Source organism: Aeromonas sp. S12(2024), assembly GCF_041402305.1.
Taxonomy (GTDB): domain Bacteria; phylum Pseudomonadota; class Gammaproteobacteria; order Enterobacterales; family Aeromonadaceae; genus Aeromonas; species Aeromonas veronii.
Map to the genome: position 1 here is coordinate 43,882 of NZ_JBGLRB010000012.1, position 24,549 is coordinate 68,430.

The following is a 24,549-nucleotide window of genomic DNA, read 5'->3' on the forward strand; positions in this document are numbered from 1 at the left end:
GCAGTTATTTGGTGCTGGCTGGCAACTGCTTGAGGGCGGCTTGTACCGCTGCTTCCAGCTGCGGATCCCGTCCGGCCACCATGTCGGCGGGGGTGAGGGGCATCTGTAGATCCGGGATCAGCTCCTGATTCTCGTAGAAGGTACCGTCCGGTTTGCGCAGCCCCAGGGTCGGAATGCCGTAGGAGAGTCCCGGGATCAGCCGGGAGTCGTGGCTGTAGACCATGGTGCCGGTGCCGGGCACCGGATCGCCGACGATGGGGCCGACCTTGAGGGCACGGTAGTACTCGGGGAAGGCGGAGCCTTCCGAGTAGCTGCCAGCGTTGACCAGCACCACCGAGGGCTTGGTCCACTGGCGAGTGGCGGCGTCGGTTTCACCCTTGCCCTGACGGGGCCAACTGCTGGCCATCCCCTTGGTGCTGCCGCTGCCGGTCAGAAACTCCACCAGGGTATTGGCGAGATAGCCGCCGCTGTTGAAGCGGACATCGACGATCAGCGCCTCGCGATTGCGCTGCCTGCCGAGGGCATCCGCCACCACCGCATCGTAGACCTCGCTATTCATTGCCGGCAGATAGACGTAGCCGACCCGTCCTCCGCTCAGGCTGGCCACCAGCTCCCGCCGTTTCTCAATCCAGCGATCCTGTTGCAGCTGGTACTCCTGCTGCTTGTCGATGGCGGTGAGCACTACCTCGTCAGTTTGCTTGTTGCCCTCCTGCTGGAAGGTGAGGGCGAGCCGGGCACCGGCCTGATGGTTAAGGGCTTGATCCAGCTCGGCCAGATTGGCAATCGGGACGCCGTTGATGGCGAGCAGGCGGGCGCCCGGGGCGATATCGCTCTCCTGATCCAGCGGGCCGCCAGAGAGCATGGCGGTGAGCTCGGCCCCCTGCTCGCCATCCTGCCAGTAGCCGCCCAGGCTGGCGGTCTCGTCCGCCATGCGCGGGAAGGGGGCGGGGCCGCTGCCCCAGGTGTGGGAGACATTAAGCTCGCCAGCCAGCTCCGCCAACAGGTTGCCAAAGTCCCGCGGGTTGCCGATGCCCGGCAGCAGGCGGCGGTAAGCGGCGACATAGCTATCCCAGTTCACCCCGTTCATGTCGTCCAGATAGAACTCGTCCCGGGTGAGCCGGGCGATCTGATCGAAGGCGGCAGTCATGCGTGCCTGCCAGCGGCTGGTGGGTTGCAAGGCGAAGGGGGTGCTGGTGGCTTCGCCGGAGTCGAGGTGGATCCGGGTGATCTCCCCATCCCGCACCAGGGTAGCCAAGGTGCCCTGCTGGTTGAGGCTTGCCAGCGCAGGGCCGGGCTGCTCGCCAAACAGTTCGCTGGTTTTGCCCTTGCGCAGATCCTGGCTGTAGCCCTTGATCTCGCTCTCGCCGTTGACCCCCATCTCCTCCACCAGATAGATCAGCTGGTCGCCGATGATGCGGCTGGCGAGCAGGGTGCCGGTGGGTTGCAACAGCAGCGCTTCCCGATGGTTGAGGCGATCGCTCTCAAAGCCGTATCCCCCTTTCGGCGGCTCCAGCTCGGCAATCGCATCAGCTCTGGCGGCGCGGCTGCTGTAAATGCCGAGCAGGTTGGTGACGAGGGGCTCGCCATCGGGCCCCAGTGCGCCAAACCGGGTCGATTGCCAGTAGAGGATGGCGCCATCCTGACTCCAGCCCGGTTGCCCATCCTGATAGCCGTTGAGGCTGACATTGACCGGTTTGGCCTTGGGATTGGCCGTATCGATCACCGCGATCTCCTGCTCTGCCGCATCGGGGCGGAAGGTGAGCGCCAGATGGCGGGAGTCGGGGGCGAAGGCGAGATGCACCTCGTGGCGCGACGGGTTGAAGCTGGCAGGCACCAGCTCCCGCTGCTTGTTGCTCGCCAGATCGAGCAGGTGGATGGCTTGGCCATCCACCACGAAGGCGAGCTGTTTGCCATCGGGGGAGAGCACCGGACGGCTGATCCCCTTGCCGGGAATGGCCAGCAGCAGGCTCTCGGTCAGGGTGCCGGGATCGCTGAACAGCAGATCCGGATCCCCCTTGCGCAGGCGATAGAGGGCGGCATGCCCCTGCTGCTCGGACAGATAGATGAGGGCGCGCCCCTGCTCGGCAAAGAGAGGGCTGGATTGCTCGCTCGGGTCACGAGTCAGCTGGCGCACCCGCTCCCGCTCGGGGTCGACGGCAAACAGGTTGCCCTCGCTCACCAGGATCAGCTCGTCCGCCTCTTCGCTGACCAGCGCTTCGTCTGCCAGGGTCAAGGTCTCGCTCGCCTCATCCGGCGCGCTTGCCACTTGCGGGGTGAGGGTCAATTTGCGCGGCTCGCTGCTACCGGCATCGAGGCGATAGAGTTCACCCAGCCATGACCAGACCAGATCACCATTGCGAGAGGCGCTGAGCCCCCGCACCGGATGGCCCTGATAGTGGGTCAGCTGTTGCTCCTTGCCGCTGGCGAGATCCCGGCGCCAGACGTTGAAATCACCGCTGCGCTCGCTCAGGTAAAAGAGGCTGTCCCCCTTGTCGCTCCAGACCGGATCGGTGGCCGCCACCCGATCTTCCGTCAGCTGCTTGTGCTGCTTGCCATCAAACAACCAGAGACGGGGCACCGCGAACGAGTGCTGATGCTTGCGAAAGGGTTGATCCGCCGAGGGCATCTGATAGGCGAGCCGCTCCCCGTGGGGGCGGGCGAGGGTCGCAGGCAGCGGCAGATCGGCCTGCAAGGTGCCGCCGGTGATCTGGGTCCAGTAGAGCTCGCCCCATTGGTAGCCTTCCGCGACAAAATGGTCGGCAGCGGGCGTCCCCAGGCGCTGGCTGCTCAGCAACAGCCGTTTGCCATCGGCGCTGAAGGCTTGCGGCAGATCGGTGCGCGAATCGCGAGTGAGGCGCACCATCTCGCCGCCGTTGGCGGGTACCACGAACACATCCTCGTTGCCGTAGAGATTGGCGGCAAAGGCGAGCTGTTTGCCATCCGGCGACCAGATTGGCCGCTGGCTCAGGTAGTCGCTGCCAGTGAGCGCCGTGGCGGGGCCACCCTCGGCACTGGCGACAAAAATGCGCCCCTGCCAGGTGAAAGCAAGCCGCTTGCCATCGGGGGAGAGGGCGGGCTCGCGCAGCCAGAGTGCATCGGCGGCGACACTGGCGGGCAGCCAGAGCAGGAGTGGCGAGAACAGCAGGGTGGCGAGGCGGCACGAAGAGCGCATGGCATGATCCTGTCGGGGAGTGGAGTGTTATCTTCGCCGATCATTGCCCCGGGTGCCAGCGCGATAATTTTTTGTATCTTGTTGTTTTAACTGTTAATTACCAATGCAAAATGACGGCGTTCAAGGAAGATGGCCTTGCTGCGGCAAGATATGTTTTGCCGGGCATATTGAGTATTGATGGCGATCCAATATCATGGCGCTCGCTCGCCGCTCGGCGGGCATCGTTCAGATGATCTGGTAACAAGAAAAGCCCGCACCAGAGGCTTGTCGAGGGATGGAATGAGAGCCGTATTACTGTGTTTGTTGGGGCTTTGGCCCGCATTGAGTTTTGCCTTTACCGAAAAAGCCGATTTGGTGGTGGTCAAGAAGTCTACCTATAGCCTGACCCTGATGAAGGATGGCAAAGAACTGAAGCGCTACTGGATTGCTCTGGGCCCGGCGCCCAAGGGGCACAAGCAGCAGGAAGGGGATCAGCGTACGCCGGAAGGGCGCTACACCCTCGATTACAAGAAGACCAATTCCGGCTACTACAAAGCCATCCATATCAACTATCCGAACCTGGATGACATCAAGCGCGCCAATGAGCTGGGTGTTCGTCCGGGTGGCATGATCATGATCCACGGCCAGCGCAACAGCATTGGCAACCGCAGGGTTCAGCCTTCCAACTGGACCAACGGCTGCATCGCCATGCTCAACCACGAGCTGGATGAGGTGTGGGACGCTATTGACCCGGGTACGCCCATCGTCATCGAGCCCTGATCCCCTTGTGCACGCCCGCGACTCCGCGGGCGTTTTATTTCCCGCCAGTGATGACGTGACAGCGCTTGCTGTCCCGTGCTAGTTTTTTCGGCTCGCTTTGGCTGTGACAAGGAAGATCACATGATGTCAGTAACGAGCGTGCCCGAGCGAACGGGGATGCTCTGGTGGCGTGCCACACTGGATATGCTCCCGCTCTCCATTTCTGTGATCCCCTGGGGGATCCTGTGTGGCGCTTTGGCGTTGCAGGCAGGGCTGAGTCCGCTTCAGGCTCAGCTGATGTCGTTGCTGGTCTACGCCGGAGCCGCCCAGCTCTCGGCCACGACCCTGTTCGGGGCGGGCACGCCCCTGCTGCCCATCATGGGCTCCACCATGGTGATCACTTCCCAGCATCTGCTATACGGCTTCACCTTCCGCCGTGACGTATTGCCGCTCTCCCTGCGCTGGCGGGCCAGCCTTGCTTTTTTCCTGACTGATGAGATGTTCGCTGTGGCGCTGAAAGACCGGGAGCGCAGCGGCCACTTTGATCCGGCCTACGCGCTCATCGCGGGATTCGTCTTCTATCTGTTCTGGAATCTGGCGACCCTGCTCGGCATCGCGGCCGGCCAGTACATCGATGGACTGGACAGCATGGGGCTGGATTTTGCCATCGCAGCCACCTTCATCGCCATGACCATTCCCGCCATGAAAAACTTGCCCATGATTGCGGCCACTCTGGTGAGCGGCGGCACAGCGTTGCTTACCAAGCCGCTGCTGGCGGAGATCCACATCATCGTCTCGGCTCTGGCTGGCATGGTGGTGGGCTATGTGTTGCACCGGATGAGGAGGTAGCGTGAGCTGGCTGATGATTGGCCTGCTGGCCCTGATCACCTTTTTCAACCGCTTCGCCTTCTTTTCTCGGTTGACCCGATATCAGCCGGGTGCCGAGATGGGGGCGTTTCTCGGCTTCTCGGCCCAGTCGGTGCTGACTGCAATCTGGTTGCCCATCGTCTTTAGCTACGAGCCGGGGATAGGTCTTGACTGGGATCCTGACTACCTGACTGCCACCCTGTGGGTGATGCTCTTGACCCTGTTGCGGCTGCCGACTCTGGTTGTGGTGGTGGGCGGAATGGGGGGCTTCTTCCTGCTGCGCTGGCTGGGAGGCATAGCCGAGCTCTTGCCTTGGTGAAACGCGAGCCGTGATCTTGTGTAATGGATGTCATTATTCGACATCCGTCATGTCATGAATGTCACTTCAAAAAAAGCCTGCAAATGGTGAGGATATGGGCTCTGTCCGTGAAGGAGTGTCCCATGTCTTTGATCGAAACCTGTCAGCGCATCGTGCGCGATCCCCATCTCTCCGCCGCCCAGAAGAGCCACGCGCTGGCGCTGGCCGCCGAGAATGCGTTGCCCTACCCCGACCTGCCTGCCGCAGTCGCCGAGGCGATGGAGCAGGGATTTATCTGCGACATGTTCGAAGGGCACGCCCCCTACAAGCCGCGTTATGTGCTGCCGGACTATGAAAAATTTCTGACTCAGGGCTCTGCCTGGCTGGAGCTGGCGGCGCCGCAGGATTTCGACGAGGCGCTCAACGCCCTGCGCATCCTCTATCACCATGTCCCCTCCGTCACCGGCATGCCGGTCTGGCTGGGGCGGCTCGACCATCTGCTGTTACCGTTTGTCGGTGAACTGGATGACGAGACCCTCTATCGCAAGCTGAAGGGGTTCTGGGTCTATCTGGATCGGGTGCTGCCGGACGCCTTCATGCACGTCAACATCGGGCCGGATGACAACCGCATCTGCCGCCTGATCCTGCGTATCGACAACGAGCTCAAGCAGGTGGCGCCGAACCTCACCTTCTTCCACGATCCGGAGCAGACCCCGGATGATCTGCTGTTGCAGGCGGTGAAGAATATCGCCGAGTGCAGCAAGCCGCACATCGCCAACTACCCGATTCATCGCGACACCTTCGACAATCGCGGCTTTGGCATCGTCAGCTGCTACAACGCCCTGCCGCAGGCCGGTGGCGCCAATACCCTGGTGCGCATCTCCCTCAAGCGGGTCGCCGAGCAGTGTCAGGGGCGCGATGACTTCCTCGGTTGCCTGCTGCCCCATTACTGCCGCTTGGCCTCTCAGCTGATCGAAGCTCGGGCCGCATTCCTCCATGATGAGTCCGGTTTCTTCGACAGCTTTCTGGTGAAAGAGGGGCTGCTGGATGAGGATCGCTTTGTCCCCATGTTCGGCATCTACGGCATGGCGGAAGCGGTCAATATCCTGATGGATAAAGAGAATCTGCCGGATCGTTACGGCCATGGCGAGGAGGCGAACCAGCTTGGCTATCGCATCTCGGCTCAGCTCTCGGAATATGTCACTGCGACGCCGCAAACCCATGCCTGGGGTGGTCGTGCGCTGCTGCACTCGCAAGGTGGCCTCAGCATCGATGTGGCTGTCACCCCCGGGGTGCGCATTCCCTACGGGCAGGAGCCGGATCCGGCCAGCCATGTGCTGGCACTGGCGCCGCACCACACCTATTACCATTCGGGGATCAGCGAGATCCTGACGCTGGATCCCACCATCCGCCAGAACCCGCAGGCGCTGTTGCAGCTCTGCAAAGGGGCGCTCGCCATCGGTATGCGCGAGTTCACCGCCAACGTGGCCGACAGCGATCTGGTGCGGGTGACCGGCTACATGATCCGCAAGAGCGACGTGGCCCGCTTCGCAGAGGAGGGGTCACGCTTGCAGACCACCTGTCTCGGTGCCGAGGCGAGTGAAGTGACCGCCATTCGTCAGCGTGCACCGCGAGTGGTCGCCCACGAATCGACTATCGGCGAGTATTGAGTTCGCACCGATGGCTGATGTCTTGCCAACACGCAGCGCCCTGGTAAGCAGGGTGCTGCCGTTCTCCTGTGTCGACGGGCCGGGCAACCGGCTGGTGCTGTTTCTGCAAGGGTGCAACTTCAGCTGCCCCGGCTGCCACAACCCGCACACCATAGGGCAGTGCGACGATTGCGGCGACTGCCTTGCGGTCTGTCCGAGCGGCGCCCTCTCCATGAGCGAAGGCAAGGTTCATTGGCAGGCAACGCTCTGCACCGATTGCGACGCCTGTCTGGATGTCTGCCCGCGCAGTGCCAATCCCAAGACCGCTACCATGACGGTGGCCGAGGTGCTGGCCCTGCTGCGTCGCTACGGCCCACTGTTGAGCGGGATTACCGTCTCCGGTGGTGAGGCGACCACCCAGCTCCCCTTTGTGGCTGCGCTGTTTGCTGCCATCAAGGGCGCACCGGATCTGGCCCATCTCAGTTGCCTGCTCGACAGCAACGGCTCGCTGGCCGAAACCGGCTGGCAGCGGCTATTGCCGGTGCTCGACGGCGCCATGATCGACCTCAAGGGGTGGCGTGACTCGGTACACCTCTCTCTGACCGGCTATGGCCGCGAGCGGGTGCTGGCTTCGCTCAGGTTGCTGGCAAGTTACGGCAAGCTGGCCGAGTTGCGGCTGCTCCATGTGCCGGGCAAGAGCGATTTTCTGGATGCGAGTGGTGAGCTGGACGCGGATCTCGCCGCCTTCTTGCAGCAGCTTGGGCCTGTGCCCATTCGCCTCAACGGCTTTCGCCATCACGGGGTGCGGGGGGCAGCGGCGCAATGGCCAGAGGCTCACCAAACCGAGCTGGAACAGCTGGCCAACCGCTTGCGTGCAGCGGGATTGGGGCCTGTCTCACTGCCTGCCTTGATGAGCTGAGTGGTTGCGTCATCCGGTGACCGTCATGGTGTGAGGTGCGGCATGGAAAGGCCGCAACTGTGATTTCTGTCTATTGGAGGGGGCGAGAACGGCGGCTAGAATAATGGCCATCTTCTTACCCCTCAATGACAGATAATCATGAGTGAAAGCAAGGCGTTATATCGGGTTCAGTTTATTTGCCACAGCGAGCGCTACGAAGTCTATGTGCGCGAAGTCAATCAGGGCCAGCTGTTCGGTTTTATCGAGATTGCCGATTTTGTCTGGGACAACCATACGGCTCTTATCGTCGATCCCAGTCACGAGAAGCTCAAGAGCGAATTTGCCGATGTGCGCCAGACTCTTATCCCTATGCATCAGGTGCTGCGCATCGATCTAGTGAAAAAGCAGGGGGCAGCCCGCATCACGGATCTGGACAGCAACGTCGCCTCCTTCCCCAGCCCCATCTATACCAAACGTCCCTAGTCCATACTTGCCATTGATGTTTCGCCGCGGTGAAACATCAATCTCTTCTCCTTGTCGCCCGGCTCAGGGCTCAATCAATTCGCGACCCAGTTGCAGGATCCGCTGGCGGAACCAGTGACGGGCCGAGCCATCACCGGCTGGGCCATACCAGACCAGACTGTGACTCACCTTGCCGTAATCGAACGGTGCCGGACGCATCACCAGATCCGGCTGACTGGCCATGCAGGCCGCCCAGCCACCGATGGCGGTGAGGATCAGATCGGTCTGGGGCAGCAGGGCCGCCGCGCTGGCAAAATCGGGCAGGGTGGCGCCAATCTGGCGACGCACCTGCTGCTGGGCCAGGCTCTGCTCGAAGAAGGGGTTGGCCAGCTCCTGATCCCGAATGGCGATATGGCGCCAGCTCAGGTAGGCATCGAGATCCCAGGGCTTGGCCAGCGCGGGGTGGTCTTTGCGCAGCAGGCAGACCAGTTTTTCTTCCCGCAGGGTCTCCCATACCAGCCCGGGCTGGCGCGGCAACGGCTGGCTCTGGTCATGGGGCAGGATCACGAAGTCGAGTTTGCCCGCTGCCAGCGCCTCCAACCCCTGCTCATCCTTGTTCCAGATCTCCGGCACCATGCCCGGCACCTCTTTCATCAGCTGACCCAGAATGGGGCCCACCGGCCAGGTCATCACGCTCTCGCGCAATCCCAGCCGCAATGTGCCCTGCCACTGCTGCGGGTTGAAGGCGTTCTGGCGAGTGAGGCCGTTCAGCTCCCCCAACAGCCGGTGCAGGGTGGGCGCCAGTCGCTCGGCCATGGGGGTGAGCAGCAGCTGGTTGCCCTGGCGGTAGAGCAGTTGATCCCCCAGCAGATCCCGCAGCTGGTTGAGGGTTTTGCTGACGGTGGAAGGCGTGGTGCAGAGCCGCTCGGCGGTGCGGGTGACGCTCTGGTTGTCGAGCAGCAGGTGCAGGGTGACCAGATGGCGACCTCCCAGCCTAGAGAGAGCGATCAGATCCATATTGGCTCCTGAAATTGATGAAGATAAACAGGCTTGGAATCAGGGAGATTCAGCGTGACCTGCTGGCATTCTCTCACAGCAGGGGGAGGGTGAGCAGACTCCTCAAGAGGTGACTGCGAACGCAACAGACAAAAAAGCCCCGCCAAAGCGGGGCTGATGCGGATTAGCCCTTGAGCACCGCCGCCATGGCGTCGGCCACATAGTCGACGTTGCGGCTGTTGAGGCCCGCCACGCACATGCGGCCGGAGCGCACCAGATAGACGGCGAACTCTTCGCGCAGTCTGTCAACCTGCTCCGGGGTGAAGCCGGTGTAGCTGAACATGCCGCGCTGGTTGATGAAGTAGCTGAAATCGCGGCCCGGCACCTTGGCGCTCAGCACCTCGAACAACTTCTGGCGCATCGCCTTGATGCGGGTGCGCATCTCGGTCACTTCATCGACCCACATGGCGTGCAGTTCGGGCTGGCTCATCACTGCCGCAGTGATCTGGCCACCGTGAGTAGGAGGGCTTGAGTAGTTGCGGCGCACGGTGGCCTTCATCTGGCCCAGTACACGGCTGGCCTCTTCGGCATCCTGACAGATGACCGACAGACCACCGCAGCGCTCGCCGTAGAAGGAGAGGTTCTTGGAAAACGAGTTGCTGACGAAGAAGCTGACGCCGGCGGCCACCATGGCGCGAATGGCGTAGGCATCCTCTTCCAGCCCGTCACCGAAGCCCTGATAGGCGATATCCATAAAGGGGATAAGGTTCTTCTCGACCACCAGCGCGATCACTCGATCCCACTGGGCACGGGAGAGATCCACCCCGGTCGGGTTGTGGCAGCAGGGGTGCAGCAGCACGATGCTCTTCGCCGGCAGGCTGCTCAGGCAGTCGATCATGGCATCGAACTGCACGCCGCCAGTGGCCGCATCGTAGTAGGGGTAGTCATGCACCTTGATGCCGGCTCCCTCGAACATCGCCTTGTGGTTGTCCCAGGTGGGATTGCTGACCCATACCTCGGAGGTCGGGAAGTAGCGCTTGAGCAGATCGGCGCCGATCTTCAGCGCGCCTGAGCCACCGATGGTCTGGATGGTGGCGATACGTCCCGCCTTGACCGCTTCATGGTCGGCACCAAACAGCAGGTGTTGCACTGCGGTGCGGTAGTTGGCGGCGCCTTCCATCGGCTGGTAGGGGCGCGGGGCCGGGGCGGCGGCGCGCTGGGCTTCGGCCTGCTGCACCGACGGCAGCAGCGGAATGCGGCCCTGCTCGTCGTAATAGAGGCCAATCCCCAGGTTCACCTTCTGCTCGCGGGTGTCTTTGTGGAAGGTCTCGACTAGCGTCAGGATGGGGTCGCCAGCATAGGCATCGACGTGTTCAAACATGGGGGATCCTTGAAATTGACTGTCCAGTAAAACCGGCGGTCAGCCGGGCTGGACATCATGGCGCAAAGCTGGCGGTGGCTCAAGCCCGACGCTGGTCGAGCCTGAAGGGATGGCGCCGCGATCCTGCTTACTTCAAATAGGATCGCAGGACGCTGACCACCTGATCCAGATCCTCCAGCCGCTCTGCCGGGGTGGCATCTGCGGCGCCCAGGTGTTCGCGCATGTGCCCCTCCAGCACCTCCAGCATCAGGCCGTTGACGGCGCCGCGGATGGCGGCGATCTGCTGCAAAATGGCGGCGCAGTCGCTCTCCTGCTCCAGCGCGCTCTCCAGCGCACCTGCCTGTCCCTTGATGCGGCGCACCCGTGCCAGCAACTTCTTTTTGTCGTGAATGGTGTGGGACATGCAGGATCCTCTCGATCAATAAAACTATACTAGGGTATAGTATATTGCATCATCGCTCTCAGGAGAAATCCATGTCATCCCTCGCTCAATCCCACTGTCATCAACCCGTCATCCATGAGGGCAATCCGCTGGCCGAACAGAAGACCCGCTGGGCCGTATTGCTGACTGTCATCATGATGGTGGCAGAAATTGGCGGTGGCTGGTTCTACAACTCCATGGCGCTGCTGGCCGATGGCTGGCACATGAGCTCCCACGCGCTGGCGCTCGGTCTCTCTGTGCTGGCCTACCGCGCCGCCCGCCACTTCGCCCGCGACCACAGGTTCAGCTTCGGCACCTGGAAGATCGAGGTGCTGGGTGGCTTCACCAGCGCCCTGCTGCTGGTGGGAGTGGCCGGGTTGATGCTGTTCGAGTCGGTGTTCCGGCTGCTCGATCCCAGCCCGATCCACTATCAACAGGCGATCGCTATCGCGCTGGTGGGGCTGCTGGTAAACCTCGCCTGTGCCTGGCTGCTCAAGGATGATCACGGCCACCATCACCATGGGCATGACCACCATCATGAGCATCACGACCACGATCATCATCATGACCATGACGATCACCACGGCCATCAGGATCTCAACCTGCGCGCCGCCTATATCCACGTGCTGGCGGATGCGGCCACTTCCGTGCTGGCGATTCTGGCGCTGGTGGGGGGTATGTTGTGGGGGGCCGACTGGCTGGATCCGCTGATGGGCATAGTGGGTGCAGGGCTGGTCGCGGTGTGGGCCTGGGGTCTGTTACGCGACTCTGGTCGGGTGCTGCTGGATGCCGAGATGGATACCCCGCTGGTGGCGGAGATCCGCGAGGTCATCGCCGAACTGCCGGGCACTGATATCCGCGATCTGCACGTCTGGCGGGTAGGGCAGCAGCAGTATGCCTGCGTGCTCTCTTTGCTGATGGTCAATCCGTTACCGGCGCAGCAGATCCGCGAGCGGCTGGCGATCCATGAAGAGCTGGTGCATGTGACCATCGAGATCGCCAGCGAACAGGATAAATAACGGGGGCCGTTGGCCCCCTTGGTTTCAGTGCCGTTGGCACTCTGATGTCAGTGCGGCTGCCCGGTGATCTCATCCTGGGGCTTGTGTTGCCACACAGCACCGAGCAGCAGCTTGAGCAGCAGTCCGGGCGGGTTGTCCAGCAGCTTGCCCGACTCCAGCAGCAGCTGGCCATCGGCGCGAAACCCGAGGCTGGCATCTATGGTGCCATCCTCCGAGACCACCTGGATCAGGCCATGGAGGGCGGAGCGCTCGCCGGGCTGACAGCGCAGCCGCAGTTCGCGGGGTTCCCCCAGCAGGGTGAAGGCGCGGCTCAGCGGGGGCGAGTCTTCATAATCGGGCCAGTTGAAGAAGTGATACTGCTCGGCCAGGGTGCCAGCCTGCTGGCAAAACTGGTCGAACAGCTGCCCGATCGCCTGATACTCCTGATCGAGTCGTCTTGCCTGCTCTTCAATCCGTTTCATTGCTTACTCCTTGTCTATCCACTTGATCAGACATTGCTTTTCTGACCCCGTGACTGCCGTTTTCCAGATATGAGGCCAAATGGCCACGAGGTCTGTGAGCCGGATCGAAGTTTCAGTCTGAAAACGTTATCTTGTTGAAACTGGATGGTTTTTTTGCCCTTCCGCTCACATTTGAATCGATTGCCGCTGATTAATATGGCACCGCCTGGCAATGACCGGGTGCTCGACTATCGAGACTAACTACAGCGGGAATTATAAAAATATGGATATGAAAAAGACCAAAGTGGCGCTGGTAACAGCCTCACTGCTCGCGCTTTTGTCTGGCTGTAATGACAACAGCTCTGATGCCTCCGGTGTGAACCCCGTTCCCCCTACACCGCCTACACCTGAAGTCACCGATGGGCCTGTCGCCCGTCTGCCCAAGATGGATCCCCCGAAAGAGTTGCTGGTTGCCGGCGAAAATCAGGCGGTCATTGCGCTGGTGGATACCCAGTCGGCAACCAAAGGAGCCAAGGCACCGTTTGACAGCCACAGCCTGCACCTTTGGAATAACGACGCCTGCCAGGCAACGGCTGATAGTGGCCTGAATACCGGTTGGGATGACAAGAGCAAGACACCAGCCACCGCCGACAGCTTTGGTCCGGCCTGGGTTGTTCCGCTCAAAAATGTGGAAGGGTGCATCAACTTTATCGCTCGCAACGGCGATCTGGCCAACCTGACCGGCAGCGATATGAAGGTGAGCTTCAGTGAGCACCCGGATCGCACTGTGGCCATCGTCGCGGGCAAGAAAGATCTGTTTGGCAGCCGTGCCGAAGCCTTTACCGCCGCCTTTGGCGTGGCGGGGGCCAGCGCCCATCTTATCGATGGCAATACCCTGATCTGGCAAGGGGGCAAGGACAAGCCCCATGTTCGCCTCTATTACAGCGACTCGGGCACCATCAAGGCCAATGCCGATGGGGTGTTCGATTTCCCTTATATCAGCCTGACCGCGACCAGCCTGACTGCCGAGCAGCAGGCCAAATATCCGCACCTCAAGGATGCGGCCGCCTTTGCCCTGCCTGCCGGGAAAGATCTCAAGCCCCTGCTCAAGGGGGAACTGGTGGCTATCGGCACCGATGCCGATGGTATCCTGCAGGGGGCGACCCTGGTGCAGAGCGCCGGTGCTCTCGATGCGCTCTATGCTCCCGAGGCGACCAAGCTGAGCTATGGTGCCGTGGTGGAGGGTAACCGGGTGACCTTCCGCCTCTGGGCGCCGACCGCCAAGTCGGTCAAGCTGGCCCTCTACAACGCCAGCCACCAGAAGAGTGGTGAAGTGGCCATGACCTTCGACAGCGCCAGCGGCAGCTGGAGTTACGAAGGGGGCAGCGAGCTGATCGGCCAGTTCTACCGCTACGACATGGAGGTCTACCACCCGCTGAGCCGCAAGGTCGAGCACTACGAGGTGACCGATCCCTACTCCTTGAGCCTCGCGATGAACTCCGAGTTCAGTCAGGTAGTGGATCTCGACGATCCGGCCCTGAAACCGGAAGGATGGGACAGCCTCAAGGCGCCCCACAGCCAGCAGAACCCCGCCGACATCACCATCTATGAGGCCCATATTCGCGACCTGACCGGTAACGATGCCTCCACCGATGAAGAGAAGCGCGGCAAATTTGTCGGTCTGACCCAGCCCGACTCTGTACCGGTCAACCATCTGAAAGCGCTGGCAAAAAGCGGCGTCAGCCACCTGCACCTGCTGCCGGTGTTCGATATCGCCACCGTCAACGAGGATCCGGCCAAGGTTGCCAATCTCGGCGATGACTTCAGCAAGCTCTGTCAGATCAATCCGGATGTGAAAACATCCAGATTTGGCGGCTATTGCGGTGGCGGTCAGACCGTGGGGGATGTGCTGGCCGACCTGCAAGGGGGCGACAGCAAGGATAATCCGCAGGTGCAGGAGCTCTCCGGCTATCTGCGTGGCGTCGACTCCTTCAACTGGGGTTATGATCCCTACCACTACACCACGCCGGAAGGCTCCTACGCCACCAACGCCGAGGGCACCAAACGTATTCTGGAGTTCCGCGAGATGGTCAAGGCCATCAAGCAGAACATCGGCATGAACGTGGTGATGGACGTGGTCTACAACCACACCAACGAATCCGGGCTCGGCCCCAAGTCGGTGCTCGACAAGATCGTGCCCTGGTACTATCAGCGCCTCAATCCGGAGACCGGCTCGGTGGAGAACTCCACCTGCTGCTCCAACACGGCGCCGGAACACGTCATGTTCGCCAAGCTGATGGATGACTCTCTGGTCACCTGGGCGCGCGACTACAAGATCGACGCCTTCCGCTTCGATCTGATGGGCCACCATCCGAAAGATCAGATGGTGCAGGCGCTGGCCGCGGTGAAGAAGGTCAATCCCGAGATGTACTTCTACGGCGAGGGGTGGAACTTCGGCGAAGTGCAGGATGACAAGCGCTTCGTGCAGGCGACCCAGAAGCATCTGGGCGGTACCGGCATCGGTTCCTTCTCGGACCGCTTGCGCGATGCGGTGCGCGGCGGCAGTCCGTTCGACGGTGGCGATACCATTCGCAAGACCCAGGGCTTTGGCAACGGTGCTTTCGTCGCTCCTAACGAAATGAGCAAGGTGGATCTGGCTACGGCCTTGCACCAGTCCGATCTGGTGCGGCTCGGCATGGCGGGCAACCTCAAGGAGTTCGTGCTGACCGACAAGGATGGCATGCCGAAGAAAGGCGCCGAGATCGACTACAACGGTCAGAGCGCCGGTTATGCCCAGGATCCGGTGGAGGTGCAGAACTATGTCGACAAGCACGACAACCAGACCCTGTTCGACAACCTGATCTACAAGGCGCCTGCCAGTGCCGATCTGGTGCGGATGCAGGGGGTCTCGCTGGCGACCGCCATGCTGGGTCAGGGCATTCCCTTCACCCACGCCGGTGTCGAGCTGCTGCGTTCCAAATCCATGGAGCGGGACAGCTATGACTCGGGCGACTGGTACAACAAGGTCGACTACACCCTGGGCGACAACAACTTCGACAAGGGGTTGCCGCGCAAGGACAAGGATGGTGACAACTATCCGCTGATCGAGCAGGTGCTCGGCAAGCATGCCAAGCCGGGCTCGGCCGAGATGGCGCAGATGGTGAGCTTCTATCAGGAGTTGGCGGAGCTGCGCAACTCCTCCCGCCTGCTGCGTCTGGGCAGCGGAGCCGAGGTGATCAAGCGGGTCGACTTCCGCAATACCGGCCCGGATCAGGTGCCCGGCCTTATCGTCATGACGGTGGATGATGGCGTCAGTGCCGGGGCGGATCTGGATCCGGCCATCGACGGTCTGGTGGTGATGATCAACGCCAGCAACCAGAGCCAGAGCATCGGCGACTTCCGTGATGGCAACGATCAGCCGATCGATCTGAGCGGTATGGTGCTAAGCAGCAAGCATCGCGCTGTCGACAGCATCGCCAGCGGCGCCGCCTATGATAACGGCCAGCTGACGCTGGGGGCCTGGTCTGCCGCCGTGTTCGTCAAGCCGCAGTCTGGTGCACAGGGCGCGGGCCTGCCGGTCAGCAAGAAGACCGACCTGAGCACCCTGCCACCGTTTGGCAACACCGATGTTTATCTGAAGGGGTTCCTCGATGAGTGGGGTAACACCAACCAGATGACCTTCAGCGGCAACTTTATGTATGAGTTCACTACCGAGGTGAGCACCGACAAGCTGGGTACCACCAACGTCAAGATCGCTGACGCCAGCTGGGGGCCGGTCAACTACGGCAGCTGCAACGTTGGTGACAAGCTGGTGGTAGGCACTCCGCTGACCCTTTGCAAGGGTGGCGATACCGGCAACATCGGTGTCGATCTGGCCAAGGCAGGCAGCTACAAGTTTGTCTTTACCGCCATGAACAAGGACAAACCGACCCTGAGCGTCAGCTTCACCGAGCCGGTGCAGAGCTGCAAGGTGCTGGAGACGGTGGCGGGCAATCCGCTCGGCTACAACCTGTTCGTCAAGGGTGAGCTTTCTGGCTGGAATGCCCAGCCCCAGTACCAGCTGAGCTACAAGGGAATGGACGGCGATCTCGCCATCTATCAGGCGGCGTTCAACTATGCCGGCAGCACCGAGTTCAAGGTGGCCAACGAGGACTGGAGCAAGGAGTACCTGCTCAACGGTGGCGGCGCGGTGAACGCTGAAACCGGCTATTCGTTCGCCTTCTCCAAGGGGGGCAGTGCCAATAACAGCATCACCCTGTCGCAGGGGCTGTGGAGTGTGCTGGTGAAGGTTGACCCGGCTGGCGTCAAGGCGGGTACTGCCGTCATTCAGGAGTGCAGCGTCAAGTAAGCAAGCCATTGAGTCCGGGGGATGGCTCGGCGCCCCCGGGTTGAATTCCACCTTGCCAAGGGTGGGATAACTCCGAGAGAGTAAGCAAAGCGCGACTGCCGACCGGCAGGCGCGCTTTTTCTTTTACGGGGGGCCGTGAGAGGAAAAAGAAAAGCCGTCCCGGTTGGGGGACGGCTTTTGGCTGGGATGCCATTGGCTGGCTTAACCCCTGCGTAGCAGCCGCAAGGCGTTGGCGGTCACCAGCGCGGTGGCGCCGGTATCGGCCAGCACCGCAATCCACAGGCCGGTGATGCCGAGCAGGCTGGTGACCAGGAAGATGGCCTTCAGCCCCAGCGCCAGCGCGATATTCTGGTGAATATTGGCCAGTGCCGCCCGCGACAGCCGGATCATCGCGGCAATACCACCGAGCTGGTTGTGGGTCAGCGCCGCATCGGCGGTCTCCAGTGCCACATCGGTGCCGCCCCCCATGGCGATGCCGATACTGGCCCGCTTCATGGCGGGGGCATCGTTGATGCCATCGCCGATCATGGCAACCTTCCGGGTGCTGGCCAGCTTGGCGATCTCTTCTACCTTGTTCTCCGGCAGCAGACCGGCACGCCAGCCCATGCCCAGCTCGGTGGCAATCGCCTCGGCAGCGTTGGGGTTATCCCCGGTCAGCATGATGCTGTTGAGCCCGAGCCGGTTGAGCTCTTGCAGTGCGGCTGCCGCCTCCGGCCGGATCTGATCCCGCAGCGCCAGCAGGGCAACCGGCAACGCCTGAGCATCGCTGCTCTGGCAGAGCACCACAACGGTCTTGCCCTGCCGCTCCAGCGAAGCAATCCGGGTCTGCTGTTCCATATTCAGGGCCGCCACCCGGCTCGGTGCCAGCAGTTGCCACAGTTCACCGTTGATGCATCCTTCAACCCCCATGCCCGGCAGTGCGCGCAGGTCGCGGGCCTCCGCCAGCGCCAGCCCCTGTTCGGTCGCGTTGGCGACCACGGCGCGGGCCAGCGGGTGGTGGGAGCCCTGCTCGATGGCAGCCGCCAGTGCCAGCAACTCGGTCTCCGGCTGGCCATTGAGGCTCACCAGCTCGGTCAGTTGCGGCTTGCCCAGCGTCAGGGTGCCAGTCTTGTCAAAGGCGACGGTATCGATATGGGCCAATCGCTCCAGCGCGGCCCCCCCTTTGATCAGCGCCCCCTGACGGGTTGCCGCAGCCAGCGCCGAGGTAACCGCTGCCGGAGTGGAGATGACCAGCGCGCAGGGGCAACCAATGAGCAGCAGCGCCAGCCCGCGATAGATCCACTCGTCCCAGCTCTGGCCGAAGGCAAGGGGCGGCACCAGCACCACCAGCAGGGCGACCAGCATCATGGCCGGGGTATACCAGCGGCTGAAGCGGTCGATAAAGCGCTCGATGGGCGCGCGCTGGCTTTCGGCCTCCTCGATGAGGTGCAGAATGCGGTCGATGGCGTTGTTGCCGGGTTCGGACACCACCTCAAGGCGCAGCACTCGATCGGCAGCCAGACTGCCGGCCGGCACCTTGTCCCCCTGGCGACGTTCCACCGGAATGGATTCGCCAGTCAGGGCGCTCTCGTCAAACGCACCGAGCTCATCGAGTAGACGGGCATCGGCAGGTAGGCGGGCACCCGGGGCGATTTCGATGATATCGCCGGGACGCAGCTCATCGGCGCCGACCTCTTCCCGCACATCGCCCTCGGCAGTGGTACGGATCCGCAGCGCCTTGTCGGGCACCAGCGCCATCAGGGCGGTCACTCCGGCCCGGGCACGTCCGGCGGCGTAGGCCTCCAGATGCTCACCCAGCATAAAGAGCAGCAGCACCATGGCCGCTTCGGCGGTTTCGCCGAGGAACAGGGCCCCCAAGGCGGCGACCGTCATCAGGGTCTCGATGGCGAAGGGGGAGCCGCTTTTGGTCAGCGCCCACGCCTTGTGGGAGATGGGCCACAGACCCCAGAGGGTCGCCAGGGTAAAGAGTGGCTGACCGAACTCTTTCGGCAGCAGGGCGGCGACCAACATCAGGCCGGCCAGTGACAGGGGCTGCCAATATTTGCCCCAAAAGTTACCGAATAGATTGCCCTGCAGGGGCTGTTGTGAAGCTTGCTCGCGGCCAGCTGCCTGCTTGTCAGCACTTTCCCCCTTGAGCTGGAAACCGGCGGCCAGCACGGCGGCGGTGACGGGATCGGGGGAGAGACCGGGGGCCAGATCCACCACCAGCTTCTCGGTGGCAAATAATACGCGCGCCTGTTGCACGCCGCTCACCCGGCTGACGGCGGTCTCGATCTTGCGGGCGCAGCTGGGACAATCCATCCCCAACACCTGCCAGCTGTGGCGACTGTTACCTTGCTCCGGCGCAACCAGCGGGTCGGCAGGGGGCATATCGTGCTCATGCTCATGCTTATGATCGTGAGCTGGCGATAAGGGGGCGCTGCAGCAAGCTTGATCGTGACAGCTTCCTCGGGGAGGCTCTTCATCCCCGGGGGATTCATTGCCGTCACGGGATGCGTGCTCATGAGGCGTCGGGCTTGAACAGCAACTGACGGGCGTGGTGTTGTCGCAGCAGTGGCTATCGTGGTGATGCTCACTCTGGCCGGGGGCCGCCTTGCTGACGGCCTTGATGGGGGCGGCGTGCTGATGATTGCAGCAGGATTTGCTCATGATGAGTCCCTCTTGATGGATCCCGCCCCTGCGAGATCCCTGATTACCGAGGAGGAGTCTAAACCTTGGTGTTAAGTCCAAGGTCAACCCCTTTATATCCCTTGTCTTCGCGGGTGTTTGTCTGGTCCCGCCGCCCCTATACTGATCACCCGGATTTTTACTACACCAATAAAGGACATAACACATGAGCAACTCAGTCACTCTGCAAGGCAACCCGGTTTCCGTCGCTGGTCACTTCCCGGTCGCCGGTGAGCAAGCCAAGCCCTTCTCCCTGGTGGCCAAGGACCTCTCCGACGTGACCCTGGCAAGCTTTGCCGGTCAGCGCAAAATCCTGAACATCTTCCCGAGCGTCGATACCCCGACCTGCGCGACCTCTGTGCGCAAGTTCAACGAGCAGGCCAGCGCGCTGGAGAACACAGTTGTGCTGTGCATCTCCGCCGATCTGCCGTTCGCCCAGTCCCGCTTCTGCGGCGCCGAAGGTCTGGACAAGGTAGTAACCCTCTCCACCCTGCGCGGTGCAGCCTTCATGGAAGATTACGGCGTTGCCTTCTCTTCCGGTCCGCTGGTCGGTCTGACCGCTCGCGCCATCGTGGTGCTGGATGGTGACAACAAGGTGCTGCACAGCGAGCTGGTCGCCGAAGTGGCCGACGAGCCGAACTACGCTGCGGCGCTGGCCGTGCTGTAAGGCTGCAAGCCATAAAAAATCCCGCTTCGGCGGGATTTTTTATGCGGGAATTGTCCGTTCAGGGCGTAGCTGGCGGGGTGGTCGCCGGTTCAGCCTTGGCGGTTGGGGAGGGTTGCCACTCCACATAGGGGCGGTGGATCTTCTCGTAAATTTCGGCCAGTTTGCCGGTGGCAGCCAGCTGATCAATGGCTTGGCGGAGAAATTCGTCCATCTCATCACCTGCTGCCCCTTTCTGGATGATGAAGACATCCTCGAAATCCCCGAAAAATTCTCGCCTGATATTGGTCAGCCCCAGCTGCTTGAGCATCAGGTCGGCCTCCTCTTGTGCCCAGACAAAGGCGTCGATACGGCCGCGTGAGAGCTTGCGCAGTGACTGCTCGATACTCATCGATCGCTGCACCGGGAAGGGCATATAGTCAGGAACGGCCTCGATCAGCAGATCCCGTTTGGTGGGCACTATGCCATAGGCCATATCCGTGGTGACCGGATAGGCGGTATTGCTGTAAATCACATGGGCAACCTTGCCAAAACTGCGGGTGCTGAAGCGATAAGCCAGCATATCGATATCCTTGAGGTTGCGGATGGCGGGCAGCCCCAGATCAGCCTTGCCGGAGATCACCCCAGCCATGGCACGGGCGATGGGGTAGATGGTGATCTTGATGGTTACATCGGGGTAGAGATCATCGATGGCGTGTACCAGATCGACAAAGGGGCCTGTCTTGTCGGCATTGATCAGCCCTGGCAGCTCGCCAAGGTGGGCATTGAGGATGCGCACCTGTTTCGGCGGCTCGGGGTGGGCGTCGTTTTCCGGAGTCTGCGACAGGCCGAGAGTCGCGCTGCCGAGCAGGGTGACCACGAGCAGCAGAAGGGGGATGTGTCTGGTCATGGTGGGTCTCTCTTGGTGATGGGTCAGCTAAAGTGTAGTCAGCCCGTCGCCAGCGCCCCTCGGCCAGGCCATCATGGATAGGGTTTTACTTCTCGGCCCCCGCTCACTAGACTTCGCCTCCCACTTCTTTGTTGACGTAGCGCCATGACCTTTAGCGAACTTGCCCTTCATCCCGACTTGCTTGCCTCTTTGCCCGCCACCTTGCAGACGCCGACCCGCATCCAGCAGCTGGCCATTCCGGCGGCGCTGGCGGGGCAGGATCTGCTGGCGCTGGCCCAGACCGGCAGCGGCAAGACGCTGGCGTTTGGCTTGCCGCTGCTGCAACGGTTGGATCCCGCCTCCAGTCAGGTGCAGGGTCTGGTGCTGGTGCCGACCCGCGAGCTGGCGATTCAGGTCACTGCCGCGCTAAAAGAGGGGGCCGAGGCGCTGGGGCTGCGCATCGTGACGTTGTGTGGGGGCGTTGCGCAGGAGCGGCAACAGGCCGAACTGGCGCAGGGGCCACAGCTGCTGGTCGCCACGCCGGGGCGGTTGCGGGATCTGCTGACCCAACAGGTGCTGGGGCTGGATGGTTTGCAACTCTTGGTGCTGGATGAGGCGGATCGCCTGCTGGAGATGGGCTTTGCTCCCGACATCAAGGCGCTGCTCGGCTTTATTCCGGCGGATCGCCAGACCCTGCTCTTCTCCGCCACCTTGCCTGCCGAGCTGGAGGCGCTGGCTAACGGCCTGCTGCGTGAGCCAACCCGCATCGAGGCCAACCCCCTCAACAGCGTGGTGAACGAGATCGAAGAGCGACTCTATCTGGTCAACAAGAGCAGCAAGGTTCCGGCGCTCATCAGCCTGCTCAAGGAGCAGGCGTGGCCGCAGGTGCTGGTCTTTATCAGTGCGCGGGATGATGCCGATGGGGTTGCCAGAAAGCTGGCCAAGGCGGGCATTACGGTGGCTGCCCTCCATGGCGAAAAAGAGCAGGCGGTACGCGAGCAGGCGCTCGGCGATTTCAAAGAGGGCAAAATTCGGGTGCTGGTGGCCACCGACCTGATGGCGCGCGGCATCCATGTGGAGGCGCTGCCGGTGGTGATCAATCTGGACTTGCCCGCCAGCGCCCCTGTTTACGTACACCGCATCGGCCGTACCGCCCGGGCTGGCCGAGAGGGGCTGGCCATCTCGCTGGTCTGCCATGGCGAGAGTGACATGCTGCAAGCCATTCGCCCCCTGACCGGCCGCGAGCTGCCGTTGGGCGATCTGGCCGGATTCCCGGTCACCGACCAGCCTGCCAGCGGGGAAGGCAAGCGCCCCCCTCGTGACAAGCAGGCCAATCGCCGCACTCAGGCCAAACGCAGCGTCAAGCAGTTCAAGGGCAAGCGCTGACCTCAGGGTGTGCCTTGCTCCCGTGCGAAGAAGTCACGACGCCACTGGCTCAACACCTCCTCCTTGTGTTGTTGCCACAGGGCAGGATCCATCTGCTGTTGGCTGACCGCCAGTTGCTGCTCCAGCTCGGCCAGCTCTCGTTGGTAGCGGCTGCGTTGATCCAACTGCTGCTGGCGCGCCCCGGCAAACGCCAGCGTGGCTTCAGCCTGCTCTGCGGGCAGGAAGTGACGGGCCAGGGTGGCCAGCTCCTCATCTCCCCAAAGCTGACGAGCTTGCTGCAGGCGGGCATCCGGGTTGAACAGCTCGCCTGCCAGATCTGGATGATCCGCTGCCCACCGATCCTGCAAGCGGCTGAGGGCGTCCAGCCGCTCGGCCAGCGGCAACTGCTCGCTCTCCTGCGCCAACTCATCCAGCGCCAGGGCATAGCGCCCCTGTAACCGGATCAGGCTCTCCCCCTCGCTCAGCCACCCGGCCTCTGTTGCTTCCAGATTGCTCACACGCTGCACCAGCGGCAACTCGCTGTCGCTGATCTCGCTGGCAAGCTGGGTGATCAGTTTATCCGGCATCGCCTGCCAGCTGCTGGGCACTTCTTTGCTTTTGCCTTCCATCCCCTCAGCGTTTGGCATTCGGGGAGGCGGGCTCCCCGGTTCTGCTGGCAACTGCACATCGGCCGGAGAGGGCGTCGCCGACCGTTCTGGTGATATCGGAGACGGCTCTTCCTGCCAGCCCAGATTCACCAGCAAAAGGGTCAGGATAGCCAGTGCCAGTATCCCGTAACGGCGAGTCATCGGCTGATCTCTCCCTTGACCGGGAAGTGGTCTGAGAGGTTGCTGGCGGGCCAGAGGCTGCCATCGCTGCTGCGCGGGATCCAGACCGTGTTGAGGTTGTGGCTGGCGCTGCGGTATTCCCGGCTCACTACCAGGTAGTCCAGATACTCGACGTTGGCGCCACCGGAGAGCGGGCCACCGGCATAGGGGTTGATCCTGGGATCGAAGGTGGCTTCGGTATAGCCGCCATAGGCGGGTTCATGGGCGTTCAGATTGGCCAGCATGTTGGCGTAGTCATCGGCAAACTTGCGTTTGTTGACGTTGAAGTCACCGCCGTAGATGACGGTGTCGCTGGCGGGGATCTTGAGGCTGGCTGCCAGAGAGCGGATCTGACCGAACTGGATCTGGCGCAGCTTGCGGGCCTCGTCGGTGTCAAAGCTGGCGGTGTGGGTGGCGAACAGGTGCCACGCCTTGCCCCCCTTGATCACCTCGGCGTACATCACCCCCTTGTCGGCGAAGCAGTCGGTGCCGGTGCATTGGGGATAGACCAGCTGGGCCTCCCGCACTATGGGATAGCGGCTGACGATCACCACGCCGCCGTCATGAATGTTGACCCCGGGCTTGTCGAGTACCTTGGTCTGGTAGGGGTACTCTTTCGCCAGCGCCTGCAAAAAGCCCTCGCGGCGGCCATCGAATACCTCTTGCAGCAGCAGGGCGTCATAGCCCTTGAGATGCTCTGGCAGCAGAGCCAGCCGCTCACCGATGCTGGAGGCGATCACCGGCAGCGCCCAGACGTTGTAGCTGGCCACCTTGAGCCTGTTTTCTGCCGGTTCCGGCTGTTCCCGTTTTTGGGGGGGCGTGATCAAATAGTGCAGATCGTCGTAGCGGCCGGTGAACTTGGCGGCAAATGCCAGCTCTTGTGGCCCGGCAACGCGATGGATCGCCCGATCGTTTTGCCAGCCGGATGCGCCGGTCGGCGTTTCGCCACCGTGCTGCAAGGTGGTGTTCCACCAGGTTCCCTCCATCAGCTGGTTGAGCCGATAGACGTCGCCACCCGCTGTGGTCACACGGGTTTCGAACAGATAGCTCTTGCCCGCCTTGACCCCCTCATAGCGATTGAAGCTGAGCACCATGGCACTCTCCCATGGGCCCAGCTCTGTGCGGTGCTGAAGCCACTGACTGCCGGGTTGCAGCTGGCCGGTACCGCTTTGGCGGATGTCGATATGGAGCGGTTCAGGACTGTTGTTGGTGAGATAGACATCGGTATCGGCCAGTGCCAGTTGCGGGAACTGGCTGACCAGCAGCAGGGCGGCATAACTGAGGGTTTTCTGCATCACAGGATCCTTTTGGTTGCAGGGCAATGGAAAGTGACTGTTATGGCGAATGCAGAGGTCAGTTTGTTTACATTTTGGTTACAAGTAAGTGAATTGGTTTTGTTTGGAGCTTTTTGGAGGTGTAAAGCGAGCGAGGCAGCACGCTTAAAGAGAGAGGGAAGAGCGAGGGAAGGC

Annotated in this window: 19 protein-coding genes; 10 read left to right on the forward strand and 9 right to left on the reverse strand. The window is 62.0% G+C overall.

Annotated features, from left to right (window positions below; all coding sequences use genetic code 11):
* Positions 1–4 precede the first annotated feature (4 nt).
* Positions 5–3,172, reverse strand: coding sequence for a S41 family peptidase (locus tag ACB035_RS12740; RefSeq protein ID WP_371167404.1), 3,168 nt, complete (start codon positions 3,170–3,172; stop codon positions 5–7).
* 279 nt (positions 3,173–3,451) lie between these two features.
* Here ACB035_RS12740 and ACB035_RS12745 point away from each other — a divergent pair, with 279 nt between their 5' ends.
* The 6 genes from ACB035_RS12745 to ACB035_RS12770 all read left to right on the forward strand — a co-directional run bounded on the left by ACB035_RS12745 (position 3,452) and on the right by ACB035_RS12770 (position 8,105).
* A complete protein-coding gene (locus tag ACB035_RS12745) occupies positions 3,452–3,931 on the forward strand; it encodes a murein L,D-transpeptidase family protein (RefSeq protein ID WP_042084254.1) in 480 nt (159 codons plus the stop codon).
* Positions 3,932–4,051: 120 nt separating this feature from the next.
* On the forward strand, positions 4,052–4,759 hold the full coding sequence (locus ACB035_RS12750) for an AzlC family ABC transporter permease (protein ID WP_075115980.1): 708 nt from the start codon (positions 4,052–4,054) through the stop codon (positions 4,757–4,759).
* 1 nt (position 4,760) lies between these two features.
* Entirely contained in the window at positions 4,761–5,096 is a 336-nt protein-coding gene (locus tag ACB035_RS12755; protein ID WP_005340292.1) for an AzlD domain-containing protein, read from the forward strand.
* Positions 5,097–5,218: 122 nt separating this feature from the next.
* Positions 5,219–6,745: a YjjI family glycine radical enzyme gene (locus ACB035_RS12760; RefSeq protein ID WP_371167405.1), complete on the forward strand. Its 1,527-nt coding sequence runs from the start codon at positions 5,219–5,221 to the stop codon at positions 6,743–6,745.
* A gap of 10 nt (positions 6,746–6,755) precedes the next feature.
* Positions 6,756–7,643, forward strand: coding sequence for a YjjW family glycine radical enzyme activase (locus ACB035_RS12765; RefSeq protein ID WP_371167406.1), 888 nt, complete (start codon positions 6,756–6,758; stop codon positions 7,641–7,643).
* Between the two features lie 138 nt (positions 7,644–7,781).
* Positions 7,782–8,105: a DUF1820 family protein gene (locus ACB035_RS12770; RefSeq protein WP_371167407.1), complete on the forward strand. Its 324-nt coding sequence runs from the start codon at positions 7,782–7,784 to the stop codon at positions 8,103–8,105.
* Positions 8,106–8,168: 63 nt separating this feature from the next.
* On the opposite strand, the gene ACB035_RS12775 is transcribed toward ACB035_RS12770, so the two are convergent.
* The 3 genes from ACB035_RS12775 to ACB035_RS12785 form a co-directional block, all read right to left on the reverse strand.
* On the reverse strand, positions 8,169–9,101 hold the full coding sequence (locus ACB035_RS12775) for a LysR family transcriptional regulator (protein WP_100646832.1): 933 nt from the start codon (positions 9,099–9,101) through the stop codon (positions 8,169–8,171).
* A 163-nt stretch (positions 9,102–9,264) separates the two neighbouring features.
* Positions 9,265–10,461 (reverse strand): amino acid aminotransferase, encoded by a 1,197-nt coding sequence (locus ACB035_RS12780; RefSeq protein ID WP_128815084.1) that lies wholly within the window; start codon positions 10,459–10,461, stop codon positions 9,265–9,267.
* A 127-nt stretch (positions 10,462–10,588) separates the two neighbouring features.
* Positions 10,589–10,864, reverse strand: coding sequence for a metal/formaldehyde-sensitive transcriptional repressor (locus tag ACB035_RS12785; protein ID WP_005348831.1), 276 nt, complete (start codon positions 10,862–10,864; stop codon positions 10,589–10,591).
* Between the two features lie 71 nt (positions 10,865–10,935).
* On the opposite strand from ACB035_RS12785, the gene dmeF reads away from it, so the two are divergent.
* Positions 10,936–11,901 (forward strand): CDF family Co(II)/Ni(II) efflux transporter DmeF, encoded by a 966-nt coding sequence (dmeF, locus tag ACB035_RS12790; RefSeq protein ID WP_181269258.1) that lies wholly within the window; start codon positions 10,936–10,938, stop codon positions 11,899–11,901.
* Positions 11,902–11,948: 47 nt separating this feature from the next.
* On the opposite strand, the gene ACB035_RS12795 is transcribed toward dmeF, so the two are convergent.
* On the reverse strand, positions 11,949–12,362 hold the full coding sequence (locus ACB035_RS12795; RefSeq protein ID WP_058058596.1) for a hypothetical protein: 414 nt from the start codon (positions 12,360–12,362) through the stop codon (positions 11,949–11,951).
* Between the two features lie 262 nt (positions 12,363–12,624).
* On the opposite strand from ACB035_RS12795, the gene pulA reads away from it, so the two are divergent.
* On the forward strand, positions 12,625–16,689 hold the full coding sequence (gene pulA, locus ACB035_RS12800) for a pullulanase-type alpha-1,6-glucosidase (protein WP_371167408.1): 4,065 nt from the start codon (positions 12,625–12,627) through the stop codon (positions 16,687–16,689).
* 201 nt (positions 16,690–16,890) lie between these two features.
* Here the strand turns inward: pulA and ACB035_RS12805 are convergent, their stop codons facing one another.
* Entirely contained in the window at positions 16,891–19,338 is a 2,448-nt protein-coding gene (locus ACB035_RS12805; RefSeq protein ID WP_371167409.1) for a zinc/cadmium/mercury/lead-transporting ATPase, read from the reverse strand.
* Positions 19,339–19,522: 184 nt separating this feature from the next.
* On the opposite strand from ACB035_RS12805, the gene tpx reads away from it, so the two are divergent.
* Positions 19,523–20,023 (forward strand): thiol peroxidase, encoded by a 501-nt coding sequence (gene tpx, locus ACB035_RS12810; protein WP_005341463.1) that lies wholly within the window; start codon positions 19,523–19,525, stop codon positions 20,021–20,023.
* A 58-nt stretch (positions 20,024–20,081) separates the two neighbouring features.
* Here tpx and ACB035_RS12815 read toward each other — a convergent pair whose 3' ends face one another.
* The gene (locus ACB035_RS12815; RefSeq protein ID WP_371167410.1) at positions 20,082–20,909 is read right to left on the reverse strand and encodes an ABC transporter substrate-binding protein; all 828 of its coding nucleotides are present in this window, start codon (positions 20,907–20,909) and stop codon (positions 20,082–20,084) included.
* A gap of 144 nt (positions 20,910–21,053) precedes the next feature.
* Between ACB035_RS12815 and ACB035_RS12820 the strand changes: the two genes are divergently transcribed.
* Positions 21,054–22,274, forward strand: a complete 1,221-nt coding sequence (locus ACB035_RS12820; RefSeq protein ID WP_371167411.1) for a DEAD/DEAH box helicase — start codon at positions 21,054–21,056, stop codon at positions 22,272–22,274.
* A gap of 2 nt (positions 22,275–22,276) precedes the next feature.
* Here the strand turns inward: ACB035_RS12820 and ACB035_RS12825 are convergent, their stop codons facing one another.
* Positions 22,277–23,062 carry a hypothetical protein gene (locus ACB035_RS12825; protein WP_371167412.1) on the reverse strand — a complete coding sequence of 262 codons (786 nt, stop codon included), beginning with the start codon at positions 23,060–23,062 and terminating at the stop codon, positions 22,277–22,279.
* Positions 23,059–24,375 (reverse strand): sphingomyelin phosphodiesterase, encoded by a 1,317-nt coding sequence (locus ACB035_RS12830; protein ID WP_371167413.1) that lies wholly within the window; start codon positions 24,373–24,375, stop codon positions 23,059–23,061. The genes ACB035_RS12825 and ACB035_RS12830 overlap by 4 nt, the downstream gene beginning before the upstream one ends.
* Positions 24,376–24,549 lie beyond the last annotated feature (174 nt).

What these genes read in the sequence shown, in the direction of transcription:
- ACB035_RS12775 (WP_100646832.1), bottom strand. Translation starts at nt 9,101, where the DNA reads ATGGATCTGATCGCTCTCTCTAGGCTGGGAGGTCGCCATCTGGTCACC.
- ACB035_RS12750 (WP_075115980.1), top strand. Translation starts at nt 4,052, where the DNA reads ATGATGTCAGTAACGAGCGTGCCCGAGCGAACGGGGATGCTCTGGTGG.
- ACB035_RS12815 (WP_371167410.1), bottom strand. Translation starts at nt 20,909, where the DNA reads ATGACCAGACACATCCCCCTTCTGCTGCTCGTGGTCACCCTGCTCGGC.
- ACB035_RS12825 (WP_371167412.1), bottom strand. Translation starts at nt 23,062, where the DNA reads ATGACTCGCCGTTACGGGATACTGGCACTGGCTATCCTGACCCTTTTG.
- ACB035_RS12830 (WP_371167413.1), bottom strand. Translation starts at nt 24,375, where the DNA reads ATGCAGAAAACCCTCAGTTATGCCGCCCTGCTGCTGGTCAGCCAGTTC.
- ACB035_RS12760 (WP_371167405.1), top strand. Translation starts at nt 5,219, where the DNA reads ATGTCTTTGATCGAAACCTGTCAGCGCATCGTGCGCGATCCCCATCTC.
- tpx (WP_005341463.1), top strand. Translation starts at nt 19,523, where the DNA reads ATGAGCAACTCAGTCACTCTGCAAGGCAACCCGGTTTCCGTCGCTGGT.
- ACB035_RS12745 (WP_042084254.1), top strand. Translation starts at nt 3,452, where the DNA reads ATGAGAGCCGTATTACTGTGTTTGTTGGGGCTTTGGCCCGCATTGAGT.
- ACB035_RS12785 (WP_005348831.1), bottom strand. Translation starts at nt 10,864, where the DNA reads ATGTCCCACACCATTCACGACAAAAAGAAGTTGCTGGCACGGGTGCGC.
- ACB035_RS12820 (WP_371167411.1), top strand. Translation starts at nt 21,054, where the DNA reads ATGACCTTTAGCGAACTTGCCCTTCATCCCGACTTGCTTGCCTCTTTG.
- pulA (WP_371167408.1), top strand. Translation starts at nt 12,625, where the DNA reads ATGGATATGAAAAAGACCAAAGTGGCGCTGGTAACAGCCTCACTGCTC.
- dmeF (WP_181269258.1), top strand. Translation starts at nt 10,936, where the DNA reads ATGTCATCCCTCGCTCAATCCCACTGTCATCAACCCGTCATCCATGAG.
- ACB035_RS12805 (WP_371167409.1), bottom strand. Translation starts at nt 19,338, where the DNA reads ATGAGCAAATCCTGCTGCAATCATCAGCACGCCGCCCCCATCAAGGCC.
- ACB035_RS12740 (WP_371167404.1), bottom strand. Translation starts at nt 3,172, where the DNA reads ATGCGCTCTTCGTGCCGCCTCGCCACCCTGCTGTTCTCGCCACTCCTG.
- ACB035_RS12795 (WP_058058596.1), bottom strand. Translation starts at nt 12,362, where the DNA reads ATGAAACGGATTGAAGAGCAGGCAAGACGACTCGATCAGGAGTATCAG.
- ACB035_RS12780 (WP_128815084.1), bottom strand. Translation starts at nt 10,461, where the DNA reads ATGTTTGAACACGTCGATGCCTATGCTGGCGACCCCATCCTGACGCTA.
- ACB035_RS12770 (WP_371167407.1), top strand. Translation starts at nt 7,782, where the DNA reads ATGAGTGAAAGCAAGGCGTTATATCGGGTTCAGTTTATTTGCCACAGC.
- ACB035_RS12765 (WP_371167406.1), top strand. Translation starts at nt 6,756, where the DNA reads ATGGCTGATGTCTTGCCAACACGCAGCGCCCTGGTAAGCAGGGTGCTG.